Origin of the sequence: Pseudomonas sp. 102515 (genome assembly GCF_031085165.1) — a bacterium.
Taxonomy (GTDB): Bacteria; Pseudomonadota; Gammaproteobacteria; order Pseudomonadales; family Pseudomonadaceae; genus Chryseomonas.
Genome location: NZ_JAVHTY010000001.1, coordinates 1,070,143 through 1,091,360 on the forward strand (window position 1 = coordinate 1,070,143; position 21,218 = coordinate 1,091,360).

Consider the following 21,218-nt stretch of genomic DNA (forward strand, 5'->3'; position numbering starts at 1 on the left):
GTCGCTGGCGCCGCTTCCGACGGCGCCTTATGCTGTCCCGCATTTGCGGTGGCAGCCATGAAGACGACGCGCAAGGCCCTGCTCGCCCAGGTCGGCGATTTCGAGATCCGCCTGCTGCGACTGTTCAAGACGGTGGTGGAATGCGGCAGCTTCACCGCCGCCGAAGGCCGGCTGGGTATCACCCGCTCGGCCATCAGCCTGCACATGAACGACCTGGAAAAACGCCTGGGCATGCGCCTCTGCCAACGCGGCCGCGCCGGCTTCTCCCTGACCGACGAAGGCCGCGAGGTGCTCAAGGCCAGCCAGTCGCTGTTCGCCGCCCTGGAAGGCTTTCGCAGCGAGGTCAACCAGCTGCACCAGCACCTGCGTGGCGAGCTGAACCTGGGCATCATCAACAACCTGGTGACGCAGCCGCGCATGCGCATCACCCATGCCCTGGCCGCCCTCAAGCACGCCGCGCCGGGGGTGGTGGTCAACATCGGCATGACCCTGCCCGGCGAGATCGAGACCGGCGTGCTCGACGGCCACCTGCACCTGGGCGTGCTGCCGCTGATCAATGCCCTGGCCGGGCTGGACTACCTGCCGCTCTACGAAGAGCGCGCCCTGCTCTATTGCAGCCGCAGCCATCCGCTGTTCGAGGTGGCCGACGCGGCGCTGGACGAAGGCCTCCTGGCCGCTCAGGACGCCGTTGGCCCCAATCACCTCCTCAACCAGGACGGCCACGAGCGCCACGCCGCACTGAACTGCACGGCGCGGGCCTCGGATCGCGAAGGCGTGGCCTTTCTCATCCTCACCGGCTGCTACATCGGCTACCTGCCCGACCACGTCGCCCAACCCTGGGTGGCCCAGGGCCAGTTGCGCGCCCTCGATCCCGGGCGCTTCCACTTCGACACCACCCTGGCCGCCGTCACCCGCAAGGGCCGGCGACCGAATCTGGTGCTGGAGCGCTTTCTCGAAGCCCTGGCCGAAACGGTCTAGTTGGCGCTGCGCGTCGGACGGACGACGATCTCGTTGACGTCCACGTCGTCTGGCTGCTCGATGGCGTAGCGTACCGCCCGGCCAATGGCGTCGGGTTGCAGGGCGATGGCGCGGTAGCTGTCCATCATCGCTCGCGCCGCCGGATCGGTGATGGTCGAGGCCAGCTCGCTTTCCACCACACCCGGATGGATGCAGGTGACCCGCAGGTCGTCACGCTCCTGGCGCAAGCCTTCCGAGATCGCTCGCACCGCATGCTTGGTGGCGCAATAGACCGCCGCCGTGGGCACCACCGACAGGGCGCCGATGGAGCCCAGGTTGATGACGTGGCCAGCGCCGCGCGCGGTGAATTCCGGCAGCACCGCGGCAATACCGTTGAGCACGCCCTTGATGTTGACGTCGACCATCTGCATCCACTCTTCGGTCTTGAGCGAGGCCAGGGGCGACAGCGGCATGACCCCAGCATTGTTGACGATGACGTCCACCCGGCCCCAGCGCTCACGGGCCGCCTCGGCGAAGGCGGCCATGTCGGCGCGGTCGGTGACATCCAGCCGGCGGCAGAAGGCTTCGCCGCCCGCGGCGTTGATCTCGGCCGCCAGGGCCTCCAGCCGCTCGCTACGGCGCGCGCCGAGCAAGAGCTTGCAGCCGGCCGCGCCCAGTTCGCGGGCGATGCCCGCGCCTATGCCACTGGAGGCGCCGGTGATGAGTACGACCTTGTCGATAGCCATGGAATGATCCTCTTGAAGAATGGGGGTTACTGGGCGGTGTAGCCGCCGTCCACCAGCACCTCGGCACCAGTGATGAAGCTCGCCGCGGGCGAGACGAGGAAGGCGATGACCTCGGCCACCTCCTCCGGTTGGCCGATGCGGCCGAGTGGATGCGCCGGGCCATAGCTGCGCAGCAGGGCCCGGCCGTCGTCGGCCACGCCGTCCAGGATGTCGGTGTCGATCACCCCGGGCAGCACGGCGTTGGCCCGGATGCCGTGACGCCCCTGTTCCACCGCCACCACCCGCATGAGCTGGGCGGCGGCGGCCTTGGAGGCGGCATAGGCGGCCTGGGTGGCGAAGCCGACCCGCGCCGATACCGAGGACACCGCGACCATGGCTCCGCCGCCAGCCTCACGCATCGGCGCCAGGGCCGCCCGGGCGGCAAGAAAGACACCGCGGGCATTGCCCTGCTGAATGCGCTCGTAGTCGGCGAGCTCGGTGGCGTCCAGCGCCTGATTGAGGGTGCGACCGGCGTTGGCGACCAGGATGTCGAGGCGACCGAACCGCGCCAGGGCGGCCGACACCGACTGCTCGGCGAAGGCCTCGTCGGCGACGTCACCGGCCAGCGCCAGGACGTCGTCGTCGGCCAATTGCAGCACCGACTCGGACAGATCGCTGGCGACGATACAGGCGCCGCGGCTACGCAGCAGTTCGGCGGTGGCGAGGCCGATGCCGCGAGCGGCCCCGGTGACGAGGGCGACCTTGCCGGAAAGATCGTAGGAGGTGGCGAAAGGGCTCATGACAGGCTCCTGCAGGTGGCGATAAGACTTGCCACCACCTTAGCGGGCATCCATTGTCGTGATAACTCACTAGCTTCTGACTACCGTGGTTAGCAGGACTTACCAATGCAAACGGATCTGAATCTGCTGAAGGTCTTCGTCGTGGTGGCGACGGCCGAGAATTTCCGCGTGGCAGCGGATCGTCTGGGCGTCAGTCGCTCGGCAGTGAGCCAGGCCATCCGCCGCCTGGAGGACGAGCTGGGCAGTTCGCTGGTCCAGCGCACCACGCGCAGCGTGCGCCTCACCGAGGCCGGCGAGCACCTGCACCGCCAGGTCGCCGGGCCCCTAGGCGGCCTGCTCGGAGCCCTAGAAGACGCCAGTTCCGCCGGGCCGCCTCGTGGTCTCCTGCGGGTCGCGGTCACCTCCATCGCCGAACGCTTTCTCGATGGCCCGCTGCTGGCACGCTTCGTCGAGGCCTATCCCGAGGTGACCCTGGACATCACCGTCACCGACGAGGAATTCGATATCGTCGAGCGGGGCTTCGATGCCGGGGTACGGCTGGGCGAGGTGATCGAGCAGGACATGGTCGCCATCCCGGTGACCGGTCCACAGCGCGAAGTGGCGGTGGCGACCCCGGCCTACTTCGCCCGGCATGGCCGGCCTGAGCACCCACGCGACCTGGCGGACCACCGCTGCATCGGCTGGCGCCCGGCACCGGAGGTGGCGCCCTGGCGCTGGGAATTCAGCGAGCAGGGTCGCGCCTTCGACGTGGCCGTCGCGCCACGGATCACCACCAACGACATGCTGCTGATGGTACGCACCGCGCTGGCCGGTGGCGGCATCACCTTTGGCATGGAGGACACCTTCCGGCCCTATCTGGCGCGCGGCGAACTGGAGCGGGTGCTGGAGGACTATCTGCCGCCCTTTCCCGGCTTCTACCTCTATTATCCGAACCGCCACAACCTGGCGCCCAAGCTGCGGGCGCTGGTGGAGCATGTGCGGGGGTATCGGGAGCAGAACGAGGGGTAGCACGAGGTTTGGGGTCGCCCTCACCCCCGCCCTATCCCGGAGGGAGAAGGGGCGCACAGAAGGGCCCTGGCGCGGGGTGGTAAAAGGCGCGGCCTTCTTCCACATGGTCCTGGGTGAGCCCTGTTGGGCTCCCGCCTCGACCCAACCTACAGGACGCGTAGGTTGGGTTGAGCGCGGCGAAGCCCAACATCATCCGCGAGTCATCCGGTCCCCAGGATCCACCGATCGATGGCCTGGGCCAGGCCATCCTCTTGGTTGCTGGCGGTGACCCGGTCGGCTGCCTCCCGCACCGTCGCACCAGCCTGGCCCATGGCGATGGCCAGGCCGGCCTGGCGGAACATGGGGACGTCGTTGCTGCCATCACCGATGGCCGCCGTACGCGACACGGGTACGCCCGCGGCCTGGGCCAGCTCGAGCAGGGCGTCGCCCTTGTTGGCCTTAGGGTGGGTGATGTCCAGATAGTAGAGCTGGGAACGCAACACCGTGGCGCCCTCCCCTAACTGCTCGCCCAACTCGCCTTCCAGGGCTTCGAGGCCTGCGTGATCACTGCCGGCGGCAACGATCTTGTCGACGCGATCCAGGTAGGGCTCGAAGGACGCCACCACGGTCGGCCCATACCCCAGCGCCCGGGTCTCACGCGGGACGTAGGGGCCCTGTGCATCGCGGGTCAGCCAGAGGTCGTCGGCGAACAGCCAGACCTCGAAGGCCTCGCGGTCCAGGCGCTCCAGCACCTGACGGGTAACGTTCTCCGCCAGCCGATGGGCGCGGATCAGGGTGCCATCCGCTTCCACGAGGTTACCGCCGTTGAACCCGGCCACCGCCTGGTGGATGCCCAGTTGCCGCACCAATGGCAGCAGCGCCCGCGGGGGGCGGCTGCTGACCAGGGTAATGGCCTTGCCAGCCGCCTGCAGCCGCTCAACGGCGGCGATCACCGCCTCGCTCAGGCACTTGTCGTCACGCACCAGGGTGCCGTCGATATCCGACACCAGCAGGTCGATGGGGGTCAGATCAGCGGATGCCATGAGCGGCCGTCCTTTTGCAGAAGTTCATCGGCACCGGCGGGACCGGCACTGCCCGCGGCGTAGCTTTCGACTTCACCGCCCTGCCGCCAGGCGTCGAGGAACGGTTGCACGGCGCGCCAGCCATTCTCGATGTTGTCGGCGCGCTGGAACAGCGTCTGGTCGCCGATCAGGGAATCGTAGATCAGGGTTTCGTAGCCGGTGGACGGCTGCATCTCGAAGAAGTCGCTGTAGGCGAAGCCCATACGGATGTTCTCCAGCTCCACCAGCGGACCTGGGCGCTTGGCGTGGAAGTCGAACCACATGCCCTCATCGGGCTGGATCTGGATGATCAGGTAGTTGGGCCGCATCCGGTCGATCTTGGTATCGCGGAACTGGGCGTAGGGCGCGTGCTTGAAGCAGATGGCGATCTCGGTGTCGCGCGCGGTCAGGCGCTTGCCGGTGCGCAGGTAGAAGGGCACCCCGGCCCAGCGCCAATTGTCGACGAACAGCTTGAGCGCCACATAGGTCTCGGTCTGGCTTTGCGGATCGACTCGCTCTTCCTCGCGATAGCCTTTGACGGGCTTGTCATTCATCGTCCCCGCGGCGTACTGGCCACGCACCGAATTGGCCAGGGCCTCTTCGGTGGTCTGGGGCCGGATGGCGCCGACCACCTTGGCCTTCTCGTCACGCACCGAGGTGGCATTGAAGGACGCCGGCGGCTCCATGGCGACCATGGCCAGCAGCTGGAACAGGTGGTTGGGCACCATATCCCTCAGGGTGCCGGTCTTCTCGTAGAAATCGCCACGCGACTCCACGCCCACGGTTTCCGCCGCGGTGATCTGCACGTGGTCGATGTAGTGGTTGTTCCAGAACGACTCGAACAGGGCGTTGGAGAAACGGCTGACCAGGATGTTCTGCACCGTCTCCTTGCCCAGGTAGTGGTCGATCCGATAGATCTGCTCCTCTTCCATGTTCGCCAGCAGGCGCTGGTTCAGCGCCTGGGCGCTGGCCAGGTCGGCGCCGAAGGGCTTCTCCACCACCAGCCGGCGATAGGCGTCTTCGCGCTCTTCCAGCAGACCGGCCTTGCCCAGGCGCTCGGCCACATCGCCAAAGAAGCGCGCGGCGGTGGCCAGGTAGAAGACCGCGTTGTCGGTCTCGGCCCGGGCGATACGTTCGCCCACCGCCGCATAGGTGGCGTCCTCGAGGAAGTCGCCTTGCAGATAGCGGATGCGACCGCGCAGCTGGCCCCACAGCTCGGCATCCAGTGCCTCGTCACGGGACTTGCCCTTGGCTTCGGCCTGATCGCGGATGAAGGCCTCCAGCCGGTCGGCAAAGCCCTCGTCGGTGTTGGGGTTATGGTCTACGCCGATGATCTGGGTACGGTCATCGAGCAGACCGTCACGCAGGAGGTTGTACAGCGAGGGGATCAGCAGTCGCTTGACCAGGTCGCCATTGGCGCCGAAGAGGAACAGCGTGGCCGGCGGTGCAGTGGGCGCCTTGGTGCAGGAGCGTCGCCCTTGGGAAGCGGTGCTGGGGGTGACGGCAGGAGAATCGGTCATGACAGGGCCTTATCCACGAGGGCGGCTGGTGCCGTCCCCCGGGACGCGGCCCGTGGCCGCTCCACAGGGGAACGGCCAGGGTTTTACTGCGGGATTTCGACGTGGCCGCCGAAGCCGAAGCGCATGGCCGACAAGAGCTTGTCGGCGTAGGTGGCCTGCTGGCGGGAGCGGAAGCGTGCATAGAGGGCGGCGGACAGGACGTTGACCGGTACCGATTCCTCGATGGCGGCTTCGATGGTCCAGCGACCTTCGCCGCTGTCGGCCACCGAACCGGAGAACTTCTCCAGGGCCACGTCGCCGGCCAGGGCCTGGGCGGTCAGGTCCAACAGCCAGGAGGACACCACGCTGCCACGGCGCCAGACTTCGGCGATGTCGGCCAGGTCCAGGTCGAAACGCTCGTCTTCCGGTAGCTTCTCGCTGTTCTTCATCTTGAGGATGTCGAAGCCCTCGGCGTAGGCCTGCATCAGGCCGTATTCGATGCCGTTGTGCACCATCTTGACGAAGTGACCCGAGCCGGCCGGACCGGTGAAGATGAAGCCACGCTCGGCACGCTCGTCCGGGGCATTGCGGCCGCGGGTACGTTCGATGCTGCCATAGCCGGGGGCCAGGGCCTCGAAGATGGGTTCCAGGCGCTCGACGGCCTCGGACTTGCCGCCGATCATCATGCAGTAGCCGCGCTCCAGGCCCCAGACACCACCGGAGGTGCCGACGTCGACATAGTCGATGCCCTTCTCGGCCAGGTGCTTGGCACGGCGGATGTCGTCCTTGTAGTAGGTGTTGCCACCATCGATGATGACGTCACCGGGAGCCAGGCGGTCGGCCAGCTCGGCGATGGTCTGCTCGGTCGGCTCGCCGGCGGGCAGCATGACCCAGATGGCCCGCGGCTGCGCCAGGGCGGCGATGACACCGTCCAGGCTGTCGGCGGTGGTGGCGCCCTCCTTGCCGAGGCCGGCCACGGTTTCGGCACTGCGGTCATAGACCGCGACTTCATGCCCATGCTTCATCAAACGCCGTGCGATGTTGCCGCCCATGCGGCCCAGTCCGATGATTCCCAATTGCATGCTGATGACTCCTTGAGGTCAGGCGACCGCCGCCTCGACCAGTTCGACGATTTGTTGCAGGCCGGCGTCGATGTCGCCGCCCTTGATATGCACGCGCAGGTAGCGCCGTCCCCGTTCGGCCAGCACCTCGAGGTCGCCCTTGGCCTGGGCGGCCTCGACGACTCCAAAGCTCAGACTCCGCCCTGGAATCTCCAGGTCGTTCTGGGCATCGGCGGTAATCTGGATGAACACACCCGAGTTGGGACCGCCCTTGTAGGCCTGCCCCGTGGAGTGCAAAAAGCGGGGGCCGAAGCCGCCGACGGTCGCTACGCGCTTGCTGTCGCGAATGCTATCACGCATGGCGCCCAAGGCCTCCTCGTGCACGGCATTGCGCTCGAGATAGGCCAGTACCGCCAGGTAGTCGCCGGGCTGCAGGCGTGCCAGGTGCGCCTTGATCGCCGCGCGGGCGGTGTCCTGCCCTTGCAGGTCGGCATCGCCGAACAGGGTCAGGGTGCCCTCCTCCAGTAACGGCTCGTCGCCGGCCAGACGCCCCTCGCGCTCATAACCCTCGGTGAGCGCCCGGGTCTTGACCTTGCTGGCCTCCACGTCGGGCTGATCGAAGGGATTGATGCCGATGACGGCGCCGGCCACTTCGGTGGCCATCTCCCAGCGGAAGAACTCCTGACCGATCAGCTCGGCACGGGCGAGGCGGATATCCACCACCGGATGTCCGACCGCGGCCAAGGCCTGGAGACGACTGTCACGTTCGGCGTCTTCCTCGCCGGCCAGCACCAGGCTGACGAACACCCGATCCGTACCATAGACGTCTGGACTGCCAAGCGGCTCCAGGTCCACCGGGATGATGCCCTTGCCCTGCTTGCCGGTGCTTTCGGCCAGCAACTGCTCCAGCCAGGCGCCCAGGCTGGCGACGCCAGGCGAGGCGATCAGGGTAACCTTGTCACGTCCGGCGCGCACCGCTTCGCCGAGGACCACGCCCAGGCGGATGCCGGGATTGATGGCAGGTGGCGCACTGGGGCTGCAAGCCAGCACCATGGGCTGGGTCACCTGGAAGAAGTCGGCCACCGAATGCCCGAGCAGCGCCAGGGGTACCATGCCGAATACCGACAGCACCGAGTAGCGCCCGCCGATATGGGGATCGCCCTGGAAGATGGCACGGTAGCCCTCGGCCATTGCACTGGCTTCGAGCTTGGAGCCGGGATCGGTGATGGCGACGAACCGTCGCCGTGCCGCTTCCGCACCTAGCGCCTGCTCGACCGCCTTGTGGAAGTAGGCCCGCAGGATTTCCGGCTCCAGGGTCGAGCCGGATTTGCTCGAAACCAGGAACAACGTCTTGTGCAGGTCCACCTGCTCCTCCAACGCGGCGATCTGCGCCGGGTCGGTGGAATCCAGCACCTTGAGGTCGAGTCCGCCCGCGGCGGTACCCAAGGTATTGGCCAGTACCTCCGGCCCCAGGCTCGAACCGCCCATGCCCAGTAGCACCACGGTATCCAGGCCTTCTTTGCGAACGGCGTCGGTCAAGGCCCCCAGGGCGGCGGGATCGGCCTGACGCCCCTGGGCGGCCGCCAGCCACCCGACCCATTGGTCTTCGTCGCGTCCCGTCCAGAGCGAGGCGTCGCCTTGCCACAGCCGACGCGACCAGCCTTCACGCCGCGCTTCGTCGAGGCGGGCCTCGACGGCTTCATTCAGATCTTGCGGCAAACGATAGTCCACGGCATTCAGGCGCTCGCCGAGAAAATCGAGGCGCTTCTGCCCTACCGCGCCCAACAGGGCATCGGCGGCGTCCTCGAATTGCCGGGCGCCGTCCTTGACCAGCCGCTTGGCCACGCCATCGAGATCCAGGCCGAACCGGGCAGTCGCATCGACCACGTGCTGCGCGGCTTCGATGTCGGTGCTCAGCATGGGGGCTGCAGTGCCATGGTCGCGGAAGGCGTCCATGGTCTTGGGCGGCATGGTGTTGACGGTGTCCGGACCGATCAACTGGTCGACATAGAGGGTATCGGGATAGGCCGGATCCTTGGAGCCGGTGGAGGCCCACAGCAGACGCTGCGGATGAGCCCCCTTGGCTTCCAGCACCTTCCAGCGTGGCGACTGGATCAGGCGCAGGTAATCCTGATAGGCCAGCTTGGCATTGGCGATGGCGACCTTGCCACGCAACTCGGCCAATTCGCTGTCGCTGCCCTTGCGCTCGTCGATCAGCTTGTCCAGCACACCATCGACCCGACTGATGAAGAAGCTGGCGACACTGGCGAGCCGGCTGATGTCCTGGCCCTGGTGCAGCCGCGCTTCCAGACCCGAGATATAGGCCTCCGCTACCGCCATGTAGGCATTGCGATCGAACAGCAGGGTCACGTTGACGTTGATCCCCTCCTCGATCAATTTGCGGATGGCCACCGCCCCCTCGGGCGTACCGGGCACCTTGACCATGAGGTTGGGCCGATCCACCGCCTGCCAGAGGCGCCGCGCCTCCTCCAGGGTAGCGCGGGTATCCAGCGCCAGATAGGGCGAGACTTCCAGGCTCACGTAGCCATCGCGCCCTTCGAGCCGGTCATAGACCGGCCGCAGGATGTCGGCTGCCTGCTGAATGTCCTCGATGGCCAGATGCTCGTAGACGTCCACCGGCTCGGCATCGGCCTTTTCCAGAAAGGTCTTGAGGCTGGCGTCGTAGTCACTGCCGTGGCCCATGGCTTTCTCGAAGATCGACGGGTTGGAGGTGACGCCGGTGAGGCCGTCACGCTCGATCAGCTTTTGCAGCTCACCCTTGGCGAGGAACTCGCGGCTGACGAAATCGAGCCAGACCGCCTGGCCCTGCTCCGTCAGCTGTTTGAGTGGATTGCTCATGTGGCGCTCCCTTGACGTTGCGCCTGTTCCTTGGCCAGTTTGACCACGTTCTCCACGGTGTAGCCATATTTCGCCTGCAGCTTGCCGATGGGCGCCGAGGCCCCGAAGGTGCTCATGGTGACCGAGGCACCCTTGCGACCGATGTAGCGCTCCCAACCCAAGGGACCGGCCTGCTCAATGGCGACGCGGCCCAGGACCTCGTCCGGCAACACCGACTGCTTGTAGGCCTCGTCCTGCTCCTCGAACAGTTCCCAGCAGGGCATGGAGACGACCCGCGCCTTCACGCCCTCGCCCTTGAGCTGTTCATAGGCCTGCATCGCCAGACCCAGTTCGCTGCCGGTGGCCATGAGGATCACCTGGGGCTTGCCGCCTTCGGCATCGGCCACCACATAGGCACCCTGGGCGACGCCCTCGGCGCTGGCGTACTTGCTGCGATCCAGGGTCGGCAGTGGCTGGCGCGACAGCACCATGCACGAAGGCCGATTGGTCTGCTGCAGCGCGATCTTCCAGGCCTGCACCGTTTCGTTGGCATCGCCCGGACGCAGGGTCAGCAGACCCGGCGTGGCGCGCAGCTGCGCCAGGTGCTCGATGGGCTGGTGGGTCGGGCCGTCTTCGCCGACGCCGATGGAGTCGTGGGTGAAGACGAATACCACCGGCAGCTCCATGATGGACGCCAGCCGGATCGGCGGCTTCATGTAGTCGCTGAACACCAGGAAGGTAGCGGTGAAGCTGCGCAGGTAGCAGAGCGCCATGCCATTGGCGATGGAGCCCATGGCGTGCTCGCGGATGCCAAAGTGCATGTTGCGTCCCGCTGGCTCACGGGCGGAGAAGCTGCCGGCGCCGTCGAACTTGAGATTGGTCTTGGTGGATGGCGCCAGGTCCGCCGCCCCGCCGACCAGCCAGGGAATGTTCTGGGCAAAGGCATTGAGCGCCTTGCCACCGGATTCACGGGAGGCCACGCCCTTGGCATCGGTGTCGAAGCCGGGCAGCTTGGCGTCCCAACCTTCCGGCATTTCCCCGGCACGCATGCGCTGGAGTTCGTCGGCACGGCGCGGATCGTCCTGCCGCAGGCGATCGAAGGCACGATTCCAGTCTTCATAGAGACCGCTGGCACGCTCCAGCAGGGCATCACGCAGGTGGTGACGGGCTTCGTCGGGCACTAGGAAATCGGCATCCTCGGGCCAGCCATAGGCCTTCTTCGCCAGCTTGATCTCGTCCGCGCCCAGGGGCTCGCCGTGGGCCGCCGCGGTGTTCTGCTTGTTGGGTGCGCCATAGCCGATCAGGCTGTCGACCACGATCAGGGTCGGTTTGCCGGTGTTGCCCTTGAAGCGATGCAAGGCGGCCGCCAGGGCTTCGGCATCGTTGGCGTCCTTGACGTGCAGGGTATGCCACCCATAACCGCGGAAGCGCTCCGCCACGTCTTCGCTGAAGGCCAGTTCGGTGTGGCCTTCGATGCTGATGGTGTTGTTGTCGTAGATCCAGCAGAGGTTGTCCAGGCCCAGGTGACCGGCCATGGACGCCGCCTCGCCGGTGACGCCCTCCATCATGTCGCCGTCGCCGCAGAGGACGTAGACGTCATAGTCGAACAGGGTCACGCCCGGCTGATTGAAGCGGGCCGCCAGCCACTTCTGCGCCAGCGCCATGCCGACGCTGTTGCCACAGCCCTGACCCAGGGGACCGGTGGTGGTCTCGATCCCGGTGGTCATGCGGTACTCGGGATGGCCCGGGGTCTTGGAATCCATCTGGCGGAACTGCTTGATGTCCTCGAGGCTGACCGCTTCCTTGCCGGTGGCGGTGCCGTGTTCGTCGATTTCCTTCACGCCCGCCAGATGCAGCAGCGAATAGAGCAGCATGGAGGCATGACCGACCGACAGTACGAAACGGTCGCGGTTGGGCCAGTCCGGATGCTCGGGGTGATAGCGGAGGAAGCGGCTCCACAGCGTATGGCCGACCGGGGCCAGGGCCATCGGCGTACCGGGGTGGCCGGAGTTAGCCTTCTGTACCGCGTCCATGGACAGGGTACGGATGGTATTGATGGTCAGTTGGTCGGCATTGGAGCTGGAAGGTGCGGTGGAACCCATGGCAAGCGTCCTCGTGCTGGCAGACACGCCACCCGCAGCGAAAACGGTCTTTACGGTCCCTGAAACCGTTTTCAGCAAAGGCAGCGCCTAGGAGAAAAAGCAAAGCGGCCGGACGGGGTCCGGGACGGCGGGGGCATGCATCCTCTGCGACCCCACGCCGCAGTCGCGATCCTTTCTCTAGAACAGCACGCCAGAGGGTTGGTTCCGCACGGTTAGATAGCCGGCTATCGACTTGCGCGTTCAGTAGCCGGCGGCGAGGGCCAGCTCGACATCCAGGCCAGCGTCGCGCATCTGCGCCAACTTGTACCTGAGGGTACGGGCACTGATGCCGAGGCGCTCGGCGGTCTCCTTGCGCCGACCACGCTCGGCTTTAAGGGTATCGAGGATCACCTGGAATTCCCGATCGCGCAGATCGGCGTCCAGTGGACGTACTTCATCGCCCATGCCTGTCGCTGGCACAGGCACAGGCACAGGCACAGGCACTGCGGCAGGCGTCGGGGAGACCCCGGTCGCCAGCCAGTGCAGCCCGAAGTCCTCGGCCTGGAGCTGGTGGTCCGGTTGCAGGATCAGCGCCCGCTGCACGGCGTTGTCCAGTTCGCGCACGTTGCCCGGCCAGGGATGCTCGGCCAGGGCCTGGCGCGCGGCAGGGCTCAGGGCCGGTACCGCACGATTCATCCGCGCGGCCTGGACCGCCAGCAGCCGTTCAGCCAGGGGCACGATATCGGCCGGTCGCTGGCGCAGCGGCAGCCAGGCCAGCGGAAACACCGACAGGCGATCGAAGAGGTCTTCGCGGAAGCGCCCGGCGGCCACCTCCGCCACCAGTTGGCGGTTGCTGGTGGCCACCACACGGATGTCCAGCGCCAGCGGCTTGCGCGCGCCGACCCGCTCCACCTCACGCTCCTGCAATACCCGCAGCAGCTTGGCCTGCAATCCCAGTGGCATTTCGGAAATCTCGTCCAGGAGCAGGGTACCGCCCTGGGCCAGTTCGAACTTGCCGGGCTGGGCGGCGATGGCCCCGGTGAAGGCGCCCTTCTCGTGCCCGAAGAGGATGGCCTCGAGCAGGTGATCAGGAATGGCCGCGCAATTGACCGCCACGAAGGGGCCATCTGCCCGCGCCGATTGCTCATGGATGAAGCGCGCCAGCACCTCCTTGCCGGTGCCCGACTCACCGGTGATGAGCACCGTGGCCTCGCTCCGGGCGACCCGGCTGGCCAGCTCCAGCAGTTGCCGACTCTGGGGATCGGCTGCCACCGGCTGACGAGCACCGGGTATGCGCCGGCCCTGGGGGCAGCAGCGTGCCAGGGTCTCCAGCAGCAGGCGCGGCTCGAAGGGCTTGACCAGATAATCCGCCGCCCCACCGCGCATGGCCTCGACGGCGCGTTCGATGCTGCCGAAGGCGGTCATCAGCAGCACCGGTAGCGCCGGATCGCGCAGTCGGATACTGGCCAGCAATCGATGCCCGTCGATACCCGGCATGTTGACGTCGCTGATCACCAGGCCGAAGGGTTCCTCGGCCAGCGCCAGCAGCGCCGCCTCGCCGCTGTCCACGGCGCGATAGCGGTAACCGCCGAGCTCCAGGGTATCGGCCAGGGCTTCGCGCAGGGCGCGGTCGTCTTCCACCAGCAGGATGGGCAGGGTCATGCCGAGGTCTCCTCGCTCGCCAGCAGGGGCAGGATGAAGGTCACCACCGTGCCACGGCCCAACCGGGAGCGCACGGCCAGCCGACCGTCATGGGCCTTGGCCATCGCCAGGGCGACCGGCAGGCCGAGACCGGTGCCGGTGGTCTTGGTGCTGAGAAAGGGTTCGCCCAGGCGCTGCTGGACCGCCAGCGGAATGCCGGGACCGCTGTCGCTGATCGCCAGGCGCAATTCCCCGTCACGGCGATAGAGATGCACCTTGAGTCGCGCCGAACCACCGCTGCCAGCCATGGCCTGCAGGGCGTTGTGGATGAGGTTCAAGGCAGCACCCACCAGCATGTCGCGGTTGCAGGCGAGCAGCCCGCCCTGGGCATCGAGTTGCCAGCGCACGGGGCAGTCGCCGAGATGCGGGTTCGCCGCCTCGCGCAAGGCAGTGAACAACGCGGCGGGCGTCAGCCGATCCGCCAGCGGCAGTTCGCCCCGGGCGAACACCAGCATGTCGCGGACCTGGTTTTCCAGTTCGTGCAGCCGCTCCTTGAGGCGGCTGGCGAAACGCTGCTGCTGCGCCAGCGCCAGACCGCCCTCCTCCAGATGGCTGGCATAGAGCAGCGCCGCGGTCAGCGGGGTACGGATCTGGTGGGCCAGCGAAGCCATGGTCCGCCCCAGTGCCGAGAGCCGTTCATGCCGCGCCAGTTCGCCTTGCAGATGGCGGGTTTCGGTGAGGTCGTTGAGCAGCACCAGTTGTCCCGGTTCGCCGTCGAGCGAACGGGTGGCGATAGAGACCCGGCGGCCATCGCGCAGAGATACCTCGTGGCCATCGTCATGACGTGGGGCGAAGGCCCGGGCAATCACCGTACGCCATAGTTCGCCTGCCAGGGGCTCGCCGAGCAGGGCGGTGGCGACTGGATTGGCGTCGCGCACACGACCGGCGCCGTCCACGACTACAATACCGGCAGGCAGGACGTCGAGCAGATTCTGCAGCCGGCTGGCCAGGCGCTCCTTTTCCGCCAGCTCCTGCAGGCGCTGGGCAGACACCCACTCCAGTTCGCCCTGCAGCGAATTCATCCGGGCTTCGAGCAACCGGAAGGATTCGCTCAGCTGACGCGACATCTGCCCCAGGGCTTCGCGGGCCTGTGCCGAGGCGGAGGCCTCCACGGCAGCGTCGGCAGGGGCAGCGGAAGAAAGGGCTTGCGCAGGCATCGGCTGGGGCTCGCGACGGACAATTGACATTGTCCAGGCTTGAGCAAGACCCATGCCGCCCTGGCGTCAAGGCGCCGTAGCGTGGAAAACGGCGCAGCCTTTTCCACTTGCCACGCTACAAAAAAGAAGGTGGATGAGGCTGCGCCGTCAGCCACCCTACCTCTAAATCAGGGGCGGCCTGGCATCGCTGCGTAGGTTGGGTTGAGACGGCTTTATCGTCGAAGCCCAACAGGCATGGCCGAGTTGGGCTCCGTTGGGCTTCGCTGCGCTCAGCCCAACCTACGAAGAGCCTGCTATATCTCTTCGTCGAACTCGTCGTCGCGACGGCCCATGCCGTACTTGCGCATCTTCTCCACCAGGGTGGTCCGACGAATGCGCAGCCGCTCGGCCGCACGCGCCACTACGCCACCGGCATCGTCCAGCGCTTGCTGGATGAAGCTCTTTTCCAGATTGGCCAGGTAATCCTTGAGGTCCAGCCCTTCGCTTGGCAACAACGCCGAGGACGACACCTCGACGGTGCCGATGCCGGCCATGGCTTCACGCTCCTGCAGCTCCTCACGCAGGGATTCCACCATGGGATCGGCTTCGTCTTCCACATAGCGAAACTTGAGCGGCAACTCGGCCACGCCGATGACGCCATAGGGATGCATGATCGCCATGCGCTCCACCAGGTTGGCCAGCTCGCGGACGTTACCCGGCCACTCGTGGCGGCACAGCGACATGATGGCCGCCGAGTTGAAGCGGATGGAGCCGCGCTTCTCGTGCTCCATCCGCGCGATCAGTTCGTTGATCAGCAGGGGGATGTCTTCACCCCGCTCGCGCAGCGGCGCCATGTCGATGGGGAAGACGTTGAGGCGGTAGTAGAGGTCTTCACGGAAGGTGCCCGCGGCGATCATCTGCTCCAGGTTCTTGTGGGTCGCCGCGATGATGCGCACGTCCACGCTCTGGGTCTTGTTGCTGCCCACCCGCTCGTAGGTCCGCTCTTGCAGCACGCGCAAGAGCTTGACCTGCATGGGCAACGGCATGTCGCCGATCTCGTCGAGGAACAGGGTGCCGGTGTTGGCCAGCTCGAAGCGGCCGGCGCGGCTGGTGATGGCACCGGTGAAGGCGCCCTTCTCATGGCCGAACAGTTCGCTTTCCAGCAGCTCGGCTGGAATCGCGCCGCAGTTGACCGGCACGAAGGGCGCCTCGCGGCGCTTGGAGTGGAAGTGCAGGTTGCGCGCCACCACCTCCTTGCCCGTACCCGATTCGCCGAGGATGAGCACCGTGGCCTCGGTATCGGCCACCTGCTGCATCATCTTGCGCACGCCCTGGATGGCGCGGCTGGTACCCACCAGGCTGCGGAACAACTCGGGCTCGCGCTGACGCCCGCGATCCCGGGCCTGGTCATACATCTCCCGATAGACCTGGGCGCGGTGCAGGGAATCCAGCAGCTTGTTGTAGGCCAGCGGATATTCGAGGGACACTAGCACGCGGCGGCGGACGTCGTCCGGCCATTCCGGCTGCGCCGATTCGCCCAGCAGCAGCAGCGGGACCATTTCGTCCCAGGCCACGACCTGCTTGAGCAGCTCGACGCTGTTGCCGCGGCTGTCGACGCGACCGACCAGCACGCAGCTGACCTGCCGGCTGCTGTCGAGCGCCTCCAGGGATGTCTGCCAATCGGAACTGGTGCAGGCGAGGTGAGCTTCGCCGAGAAAATCGAGAATGACCGATACCGCCTTGCGCCGCTCGGCTTCATCGTCGATCAGAAGGATCTTGGTTTCACGCCACATGTCCCTGCCCCAATTCGGCTTGTCGGTTCGCTACGCGCAGGTGTCGCCTGCATCCAAGTGCCAACTGGTCGGCATCTTGCGCAAGTTAAGACAAATTGTGATGCGGGGTCAATTTTATGGCGGCGAAATATCCAAACTTTGAATTACCGTCCAACAGATGACAGTCAACCGAACAGTTGATAGACCTTGGCGGCCTGGTTCGACTTGTTGAGTTTGGTCAGCTCCTGGGCGGTAGCATCCCGCTCTGCCTTGCAGCCCTGCAGCAGGGAGGCATAGAGCGCCAGCAGGCGCTCGAGGCTGGCACGCAGGGCTATGGCCTCGTCGCCGGTGGCATACATCGCTTCGTCGACGAACAGCCGGCAATCCAGATCCAGCTCGGCGATCCGCGTCCAGTCTCCGGCCTTGAGCGCAGCGGCCATCTGCTCATAGACGAGCTCGACGCGTTCCACCGGGGTCTTTTGCATGGCGACGTTCATCGGTCGACTCCAGATCAGGGGGCAATGGCATCCCAGCCGGATTTGATCTCGCGGATCAGGCCGGATACTTCTTCTAGGATAACAGGATCGTTGTTGCGGTTGGCTTCGCTGAGCCGGCGGATCATATAGTCATACAGGCGATCCAGGTTAGTGGCGAGCTCGCCACCCTGCTCGAAATCCAGGACGTCCTTCAGACCGGCGACGATAGAAACAGTCTTGCCGATCAGCTCACCCTTTTCAGGAAGCCAACCGCGCTCCAAGGCACCCTGCGCCTTGGCCAAACGATCCAGGGCGCCCTGCATAAGCATCTGAATCAACTGGTGAGGACTGGCTTCAAACACCTGCGCCTGCAGACCGACCTGCTGGTATTGGCGCATCGCTGTCATTGCGTTCATGTCACAACCTCTGTGTGTTTCCGATAGCTCTTTATCGGTCCTCACAAGCAGAACTTGACGCTTAATTGAGAAAATTCCCGAGTGTCACTAGCTCTTTGTGGCGAATGGCATAGCCGCCAAAGAAGATGCCAACTGGGACGCCGTATTTGACAGCTGCGAGTAAGTCGAATCCATAGCGTTGTACTGCTTGTAAAGGCGCTCCTGAAGGGATGTCATACGCAAGTTCAAAGCAGCTTGCTGCTCAGACACCTTCTTGCGTACGTCGCTTAAAGCCGAGGTTCGCTGTTCAAGGATACCTCCAGCCTGGGTATAGACGTCGAGCTTACCTTTCAGCCGTGCTGCGAGACCGTTGTCACCCGTGAAAAAGCTGGATAGATCGGAAAAGTTACCGCTCACCATTTTGCCCAGCTTGGTGTCGTCTATCGCTAACGTTCCATCCTTTTGGGTAGTGATCCCCAAATCAGCCAAAGCCTTGATCGACCCTGTCCCCTGCATGTTGACCAGTTCATTACGAATGGTACTAGTCAGGGTTCGCGTTGTGGCATCCCCTACCAGTGCGCCGGTGATAGGAGCGCTGTTTTCGCCCACAGTGGTAACGGACGTTTGCGTCTTGATGACGCCCATCAGCTTGTTATAGGCATCGACAAATTTCTTGACGTTGCCCTTCACTCCAGCCTCGTCCTGGCTGACCCCAACAGTCATGGGCGTATCTTTATCAGTCTTGGCCTTAAGTGTGAAACTAACCCCTTCAATCGCATTATCGACGGTATTGGTCTTGCTGGAGACCTGTAGGCCATCTACGGTCATAAGAGCGCTTTGGGCACGAGTCAACATGCGCGCCGCAGCCGGATCGCTAGGTGTTGGCGGATCAATCGAGCTGCTATCAGTAGGCTTGGCAGGAGGGGTGAACGCCAATTTAGATAGGCTTTGTGTACCACTGCCATCGTCACCGGCCACAGATACCGCAATGTCATTGCCATCGCCAGACTGGCTACTGCTGAGAACAAGACGCGCGCCCTGAGTATCGCTAACAATGGTAGCGCTGAGCCCCTGAGACTTACCTGCCGTATTAATGGCGTCTCGGATACCGGACAGGGTGTTGTTGGATGAATCGATTGTGATAGCGGTTAACGAGGTTCCGCCTACCTTGATATCCAGAGTGCCCTTACTGAAGCTACCTGCTGCATTGACCGCGCTAAGCGCAACCTTGCTACCGGCTGCCAACTGCTTGACCTCGACCTGATAGCTACCTAAACCAGCACTCTGACTAGCTGTAGCTGTCAGCACATCTGTCTTAGAGGTGCTGACAGAGCGCGCTAGAAAACTGGAGGGGCTATTGAGCGTGCTCAGAGCACTCTGGAAATCGCTGATGGCGCTCTTAAGCGAACCGACGGCCGTGAGCTGTGCGGTGGCCTCGGATTCGGTCTTGGTGATCTGGTTCTGCTTAGGGGCCTTTTCAGCCGATACCATCGTTTTGACGATGGTATCGATATCTAGTCCTGAACCACCGATACCGGTTATGCCTGCCATGATCTCAATCTCCCCGCCAACGTTACGTCGTTGTGGACCTGCTGTTACAAAATTCGTGCCGTTTAAGCCTTGGCTTCAAACAGCAAGCTGCGGAAGTCATCAAGCTGCTTTGACAGCTTCAAGACTTCTTCAGTCGGAATCTGTCGGACGAGCTTGCCCGACTCCCCATCAATCACCTTGACGACGACCTCACCCGTAGAATCGTCCACGCTAAAGTCCAAGTTGCGGTGGTCATTTTGTAACTTGGATTTTAATCCGGATACGGCGCTGCCGACCTCATCCTGACTAATTCCCGAAGACGGTTGCTTGGTTTGTTCCTGATCCGTCGCTGCCGACTTTTCCGTCGGCAGGACAGCAGTAATCCCACTACCACCCAGAGTGACACCTGAGGTAGGCACTGCGGCAAAACCCGATGCTTTGACGATGTCCATGTTTTGTCCTCACAACGGAAGAAAGGGAGAAGGGGCTTCCCCCTTCTCCCTGCCTTAGCCGATTGCTTCGCCTTACTGGAGCAGGCTCAGTACCGACTGCGGCAGCTGCTTGGCCTGGGCCAGGATGGCGGTGCCAGCCTGCTGCAGTACCTGGTTCTTCGACAAGTTCGCGGTTTCCTGAGCGTAGTCAGTATCTTTGATGCGGCTACGAGCGGAGGAGGCGTTCTCGGAGATATTGGTCAGGTTGCTGATGGTGTTGTCGAAGCGATTCTGCACCGCACCGAGGTCAGCACGCTGACTATCAATGTTGGCCAGTGCTTGGTCGATTACAGACAGAGCTTTCTGAGCGCCGTCGGCGGTAGAGATATCGACGTCGGAAACCTTGCTCAGGCTGGAGGAGTTGCTACCAAACACGGCGGTAGTGTCTCCTGTCAGCGCGAAGGTATTCGAGGAGTCGAGCTTCACGTAACCAGTGGCGGTGCCGCCGTTCGCCATCACATCGGCCGTGTTGCTGTATGTACCAGCGGAACCTTGCACGGCTACGTCGATGGTACCGGCAGCGGCAGTAGCGCCCGAGTTGGTGTTTTTACCGAACTGGATGTTCTCGCCGGATGCCGAGGTAATGGTCACCTTGTCGGTCTTAGAGTCATAGTTGGCCGTAACGCCCAGCTTAGTGGCGTTAGAGTTAATCTGGTCAGCCAGGCTCTTGCTGGTAGTCACACCGACCAGAGACACGGAGCTGCCGCCCACGGTCATAGTCATGTCGGCAGAACCGCTAGTGATGTTTACATCAGCGGTGACGACGGTACGAGCCGAAGCGCTTAGGCCAGGAATCTGACCATCAAACTTAGCGGCGATCGACTTCGCGCTGTCAGTGGTTTCGTAGGTCACATTCTTGGACTGACCGCCGCCGACCACGTTAACCGAACCGCTTGCCGAGAAGGCCGCGCCGCTGCCGGTGGTGATGCTGCCAGCCACGGTAGTACCGGAAGCGCCAGCGGTAGTGGAGCCACCGCCGATCTGGTAGGAACCCAGCGCCTTGGCAGAGGTGTCCTTCAGAGTAATGTCGATAGTTTCATAGGCATTGGAGCCGATCTGGAAACTGGTGGTGCCGAAGGAGCCGTCGAGCAGCTTGCGACCACCGAAGGTAGTGGTGTCAGCGATACGGCTCAGTTCTGCCTGCTGGGCGGACACTTCCTTCTGCAGAGCGGCGCGGTCGGCGTCGCTGTTGGAACCGTTGGCGGATTGTACCGACAGGTCGCGAATACGCTGCAGAATGTTGGTCGACTGCTGCATGGCGCCTTCAGCAGTCTGCGCCAGAGAGATGCCATCGTTTGCGTTGCGGGTTGCCTGGTTCAGGCCGTTGATCTGGTTGGTCAGACGGTTGGAGATCTGGAGACCGGCAGCATCGTCCTTGGCGCTGTTGATACGGCTACCAGTAGACAAACGCTGCATGGACGTGGAAAGGGCGTTCGACGAGGATTGCAGGTTACGCTGGGTGTTCAGGGAAGCAATGTTGGTATTGACGGTAAGGGCCATGGTGGCGTCTCCAGTAGAACCTTGTGTGCCTGAGCATGCGAATGGGACCTGCTTGCTCAGACGCCCCTGTATTTCGCATTCATCTTGTTTAACGGCACCTGTGCTGGAAACTTTAAAAGTATTTGGCGATTTTCTTCGCCAACCACTTGACAGCACAGGGACGCCGAAGGGTTACGTTCAGGTTATCGACGGAGACGTCTTTTTATTG

Annotated in this window: 17 protein-coding genes; 2 read left to right on the forward strand and 15 right to left on the reverse strand. The window is 64.3% G+C overall.

Annotated features, from left to right (window positions below; genetic code table 11):
* The first annotated feature begins 57 nt into the window (after positions 1-57).
* Entirely contained in the window at positions 58-978 is a 921-nt protein-coding gene (locus RCF34_RS04890; protein WP_308707140.1) for a LysR family transcriptional regulator, read from the forward strand.
* Here RCF34_RS04890 and RCF34_RS04895 read toward each other — a convergent pair.
* Entirely contained in the window at positions 975-1,703 is a 729-nt protein-coding gene (locus RCF34_RS04895; RefSeq protein WP_308707141.1) for an SDR family oxidoreductase, read from the reverse strand. The genes RCF34_RS04890 and RCF34_RS04895 overlap by 4 nt on opposite strands.
* A 26-nt stretch (positions 1,704-1,729) precedes the next feature.
* Complete coding sequence (locus RCF34_RS04900; protein WP_308707142.1) at positions 1,730-2,482, reverse strand: SDR family NAD(P)-dependent oxidoreductase; 753 nt, start codon at positions 2,480-2,482, stop codon at positions 1,730-1,732.
* 105 nt (positions 2,483-2,587) lie between these two features.
* Here RCF34_RS04900 and RCF34_RS04905 point away from each other — a divergent pair, with 105 nt between their 5' ends.
* Positions 2,588-3,490 (forward strand): LysR family transcriptional regulator, encoded by a 903-nt coding sequence (locus RCF34_RS04905; protein ID WP_308707143.1) that lies wholly within the window; start codon positions 2,588-2,590, stop codon positions 3,488-3,490.
* 200 nt (positions 3,491-3,690) lie between these two features.
* Here RCF34_RS04905 and RCF34_RS04910 read toward each other — a convergent pair whose 3' ends face one another.
* The 13 genes from RCF34_RS04910 to RCF34_RS04970 form a co-directional block, all read right to left on the reverse strand.
* Positions 3,691-4,512, reverse strand: a complete 822-nt coding sequence (locus RCF34_RS04910) for a Cof-type HAD-IIB family hydrolase (RefSeq protein WP_308707144.1) — start codon at positions 4,510-4,512, stop codon at positions 3,691-3,693.
* Complete coding sequence (zwf, locus tag RCF34_RS04915; RefSeq protein ID WP_308707145.1) at positions 4,494-6,050, reverse strand: glucose-6-phosphate dehydrogenase; 1,557 nt, start codon at positions 6,048-6,050, stop codon at positions 4,494-4,496. The genes RCF34_RS04910 and zwf overlap by 19 nt, the downstream gene beginning before the upstream one ends.
* An 83-nt stretch (positions 6,051-6,133) precedes the next feature.
* Positions 6,134-7,111 carry a phosphogluconate dehydrogenase (NAD(+)-dependent, decarboxylating) gene (gene gnd, locus RCF34_RS04920; RefSeq protein ID WP_308707146.1) on the reverse strand — a complete coding sequence of 326 codons (978 nt, stop codon included), beginning with the start codon at positions 7,109-7,111 and terminating at the stop codon, positions 6,134-6,136.
* Positions 7,112-7,129: 18 nt separating this feature from the next.
* On the reverse strand, positions 7,130-9,949 hold the full coding sequence (locus tag RCF34_RS04925) for a bifunctional transaldolase/phosoglucose isomerase (protein WP_308707148.1): 2,820 nt from the start codon (positions 9,947-9,949) through the stop codon (positions 7,130-7,132).
* The gene (gene tkt, locus RCF34_RS04930) at positions 9,946-12,030 is read right to left on the reverse strand and encodes a transketolase (RefSeq protein WP_308707149.1); all 2,085 of its coding nucleotides are present in this window, start codon (positions 12,028-12,030) and stop codon (positions 9,946-9,948) included. The genes RCF34_RS04925 and tkt overlap by 4 nt, the downstream gene beginning before the upstream one ends.
* A 240-nt stretch (positions 12,031-12,270) precedes the next feature.
* Positions 12,271-13,671: a sigma-54 dependent transcriptional regulator gene (locus RCF34_RS04935; RefSeq protein ID WP_308707150.1), complete on the reverse strand. Its 1,401-nt coding sequence runs from the start codon at positions 13,669-13,671 to the stop codon at positions 12,271-12,273.
* Positions 13,668-14,867 (reverse strand): PAS domain-containing sensor histidine kinase, encoded by a 1,200-nt coding sequence (locus RCF34_RS04940; RefSeq protein ID WP_374941141.1) that lies wholly within the window; start codon positions 14,865-14,867, stop codon positions 13,668-13,670. Before RCF34_RS04940 ends, RCF34_RS04935 begins: the two co-directional genes overlap by 4 nt.
* Positions 14,868-15,160: 293 nt before the next feature.
* On the reverse strand, positions 15,161-16,639 hold the full coding sequence (locus tag RCF34_RS04945; RefSeq protein ID WP_308707151.1) for a sigma-54 dependent transcriptional regulator: 1,479 nt from the start codon (positions 16,637-16,639) through the stop codon (positions 15,161-15,163).
* 164 nt (positions 16,640-16,803) lie between these two features.
* Positions 16,804-17,115 carry a flagellar protein FliT gene (locus RCF34_RS04950; protein WP_308707152.1) on the reverse strand — a complete coding sequence of 104 codons (312 nt, stop codon included), beginning with the start codon at positions 17,113-17,115 and terminating at the stop codon, positions 16,804-16,806.
* Positions 17,116-17,129: 14 nt separating this feature from the next.
* Positions 17,130-17,510, reverse strand: coding sequence for a flagellar export chaperone FliS (fliS, locus tag RCF34_RS04955; protein WP_308707153.1), 381 nt, complete (start codon positions 17,508-17,510; stop codon positions 17,130-17,132).
* An 87-nt stretch (positions 17,511-17,597) separates the two neighbouring features.
* Positions 17,598-19,040: a flagellar filament capping protein FliD gene (gene fliD / locus RCF34_RS04960; RefSeq protein WP_308707154.1), complete on the reverse strand. Its 1,443-nt coding sequence runs from the start codon at positions 19,038-19,040 to the stop codon at positions 17,598-17,600.
* 62 nt (positions 19,041-19,102) lie between these two features.
* Positions 19,103-19,471: a flagellar protein FlaG gene (locus RCF34_RS04965; protein WP_308707155.1), complete on the reverse strand. Its 369-nt coding sequence runs from the start codon at positions 19,469-19,471 to the stop codon at positions 19,103-19,105.
* Positions 19,472-19,543: 72 nt separating this feature from the next.
* A complete protein-coding gene (locus RCF34_RS04970) occupies positions 19,544-21,010 on the reverse strand; it encodes a flagellin (protein ID WP_308707156.1) in 1,467 nt (488 codons plus the stop codon).
* Between the last annotated feature and the right edge of the window lie 208 nt (positions 21,011-21,218).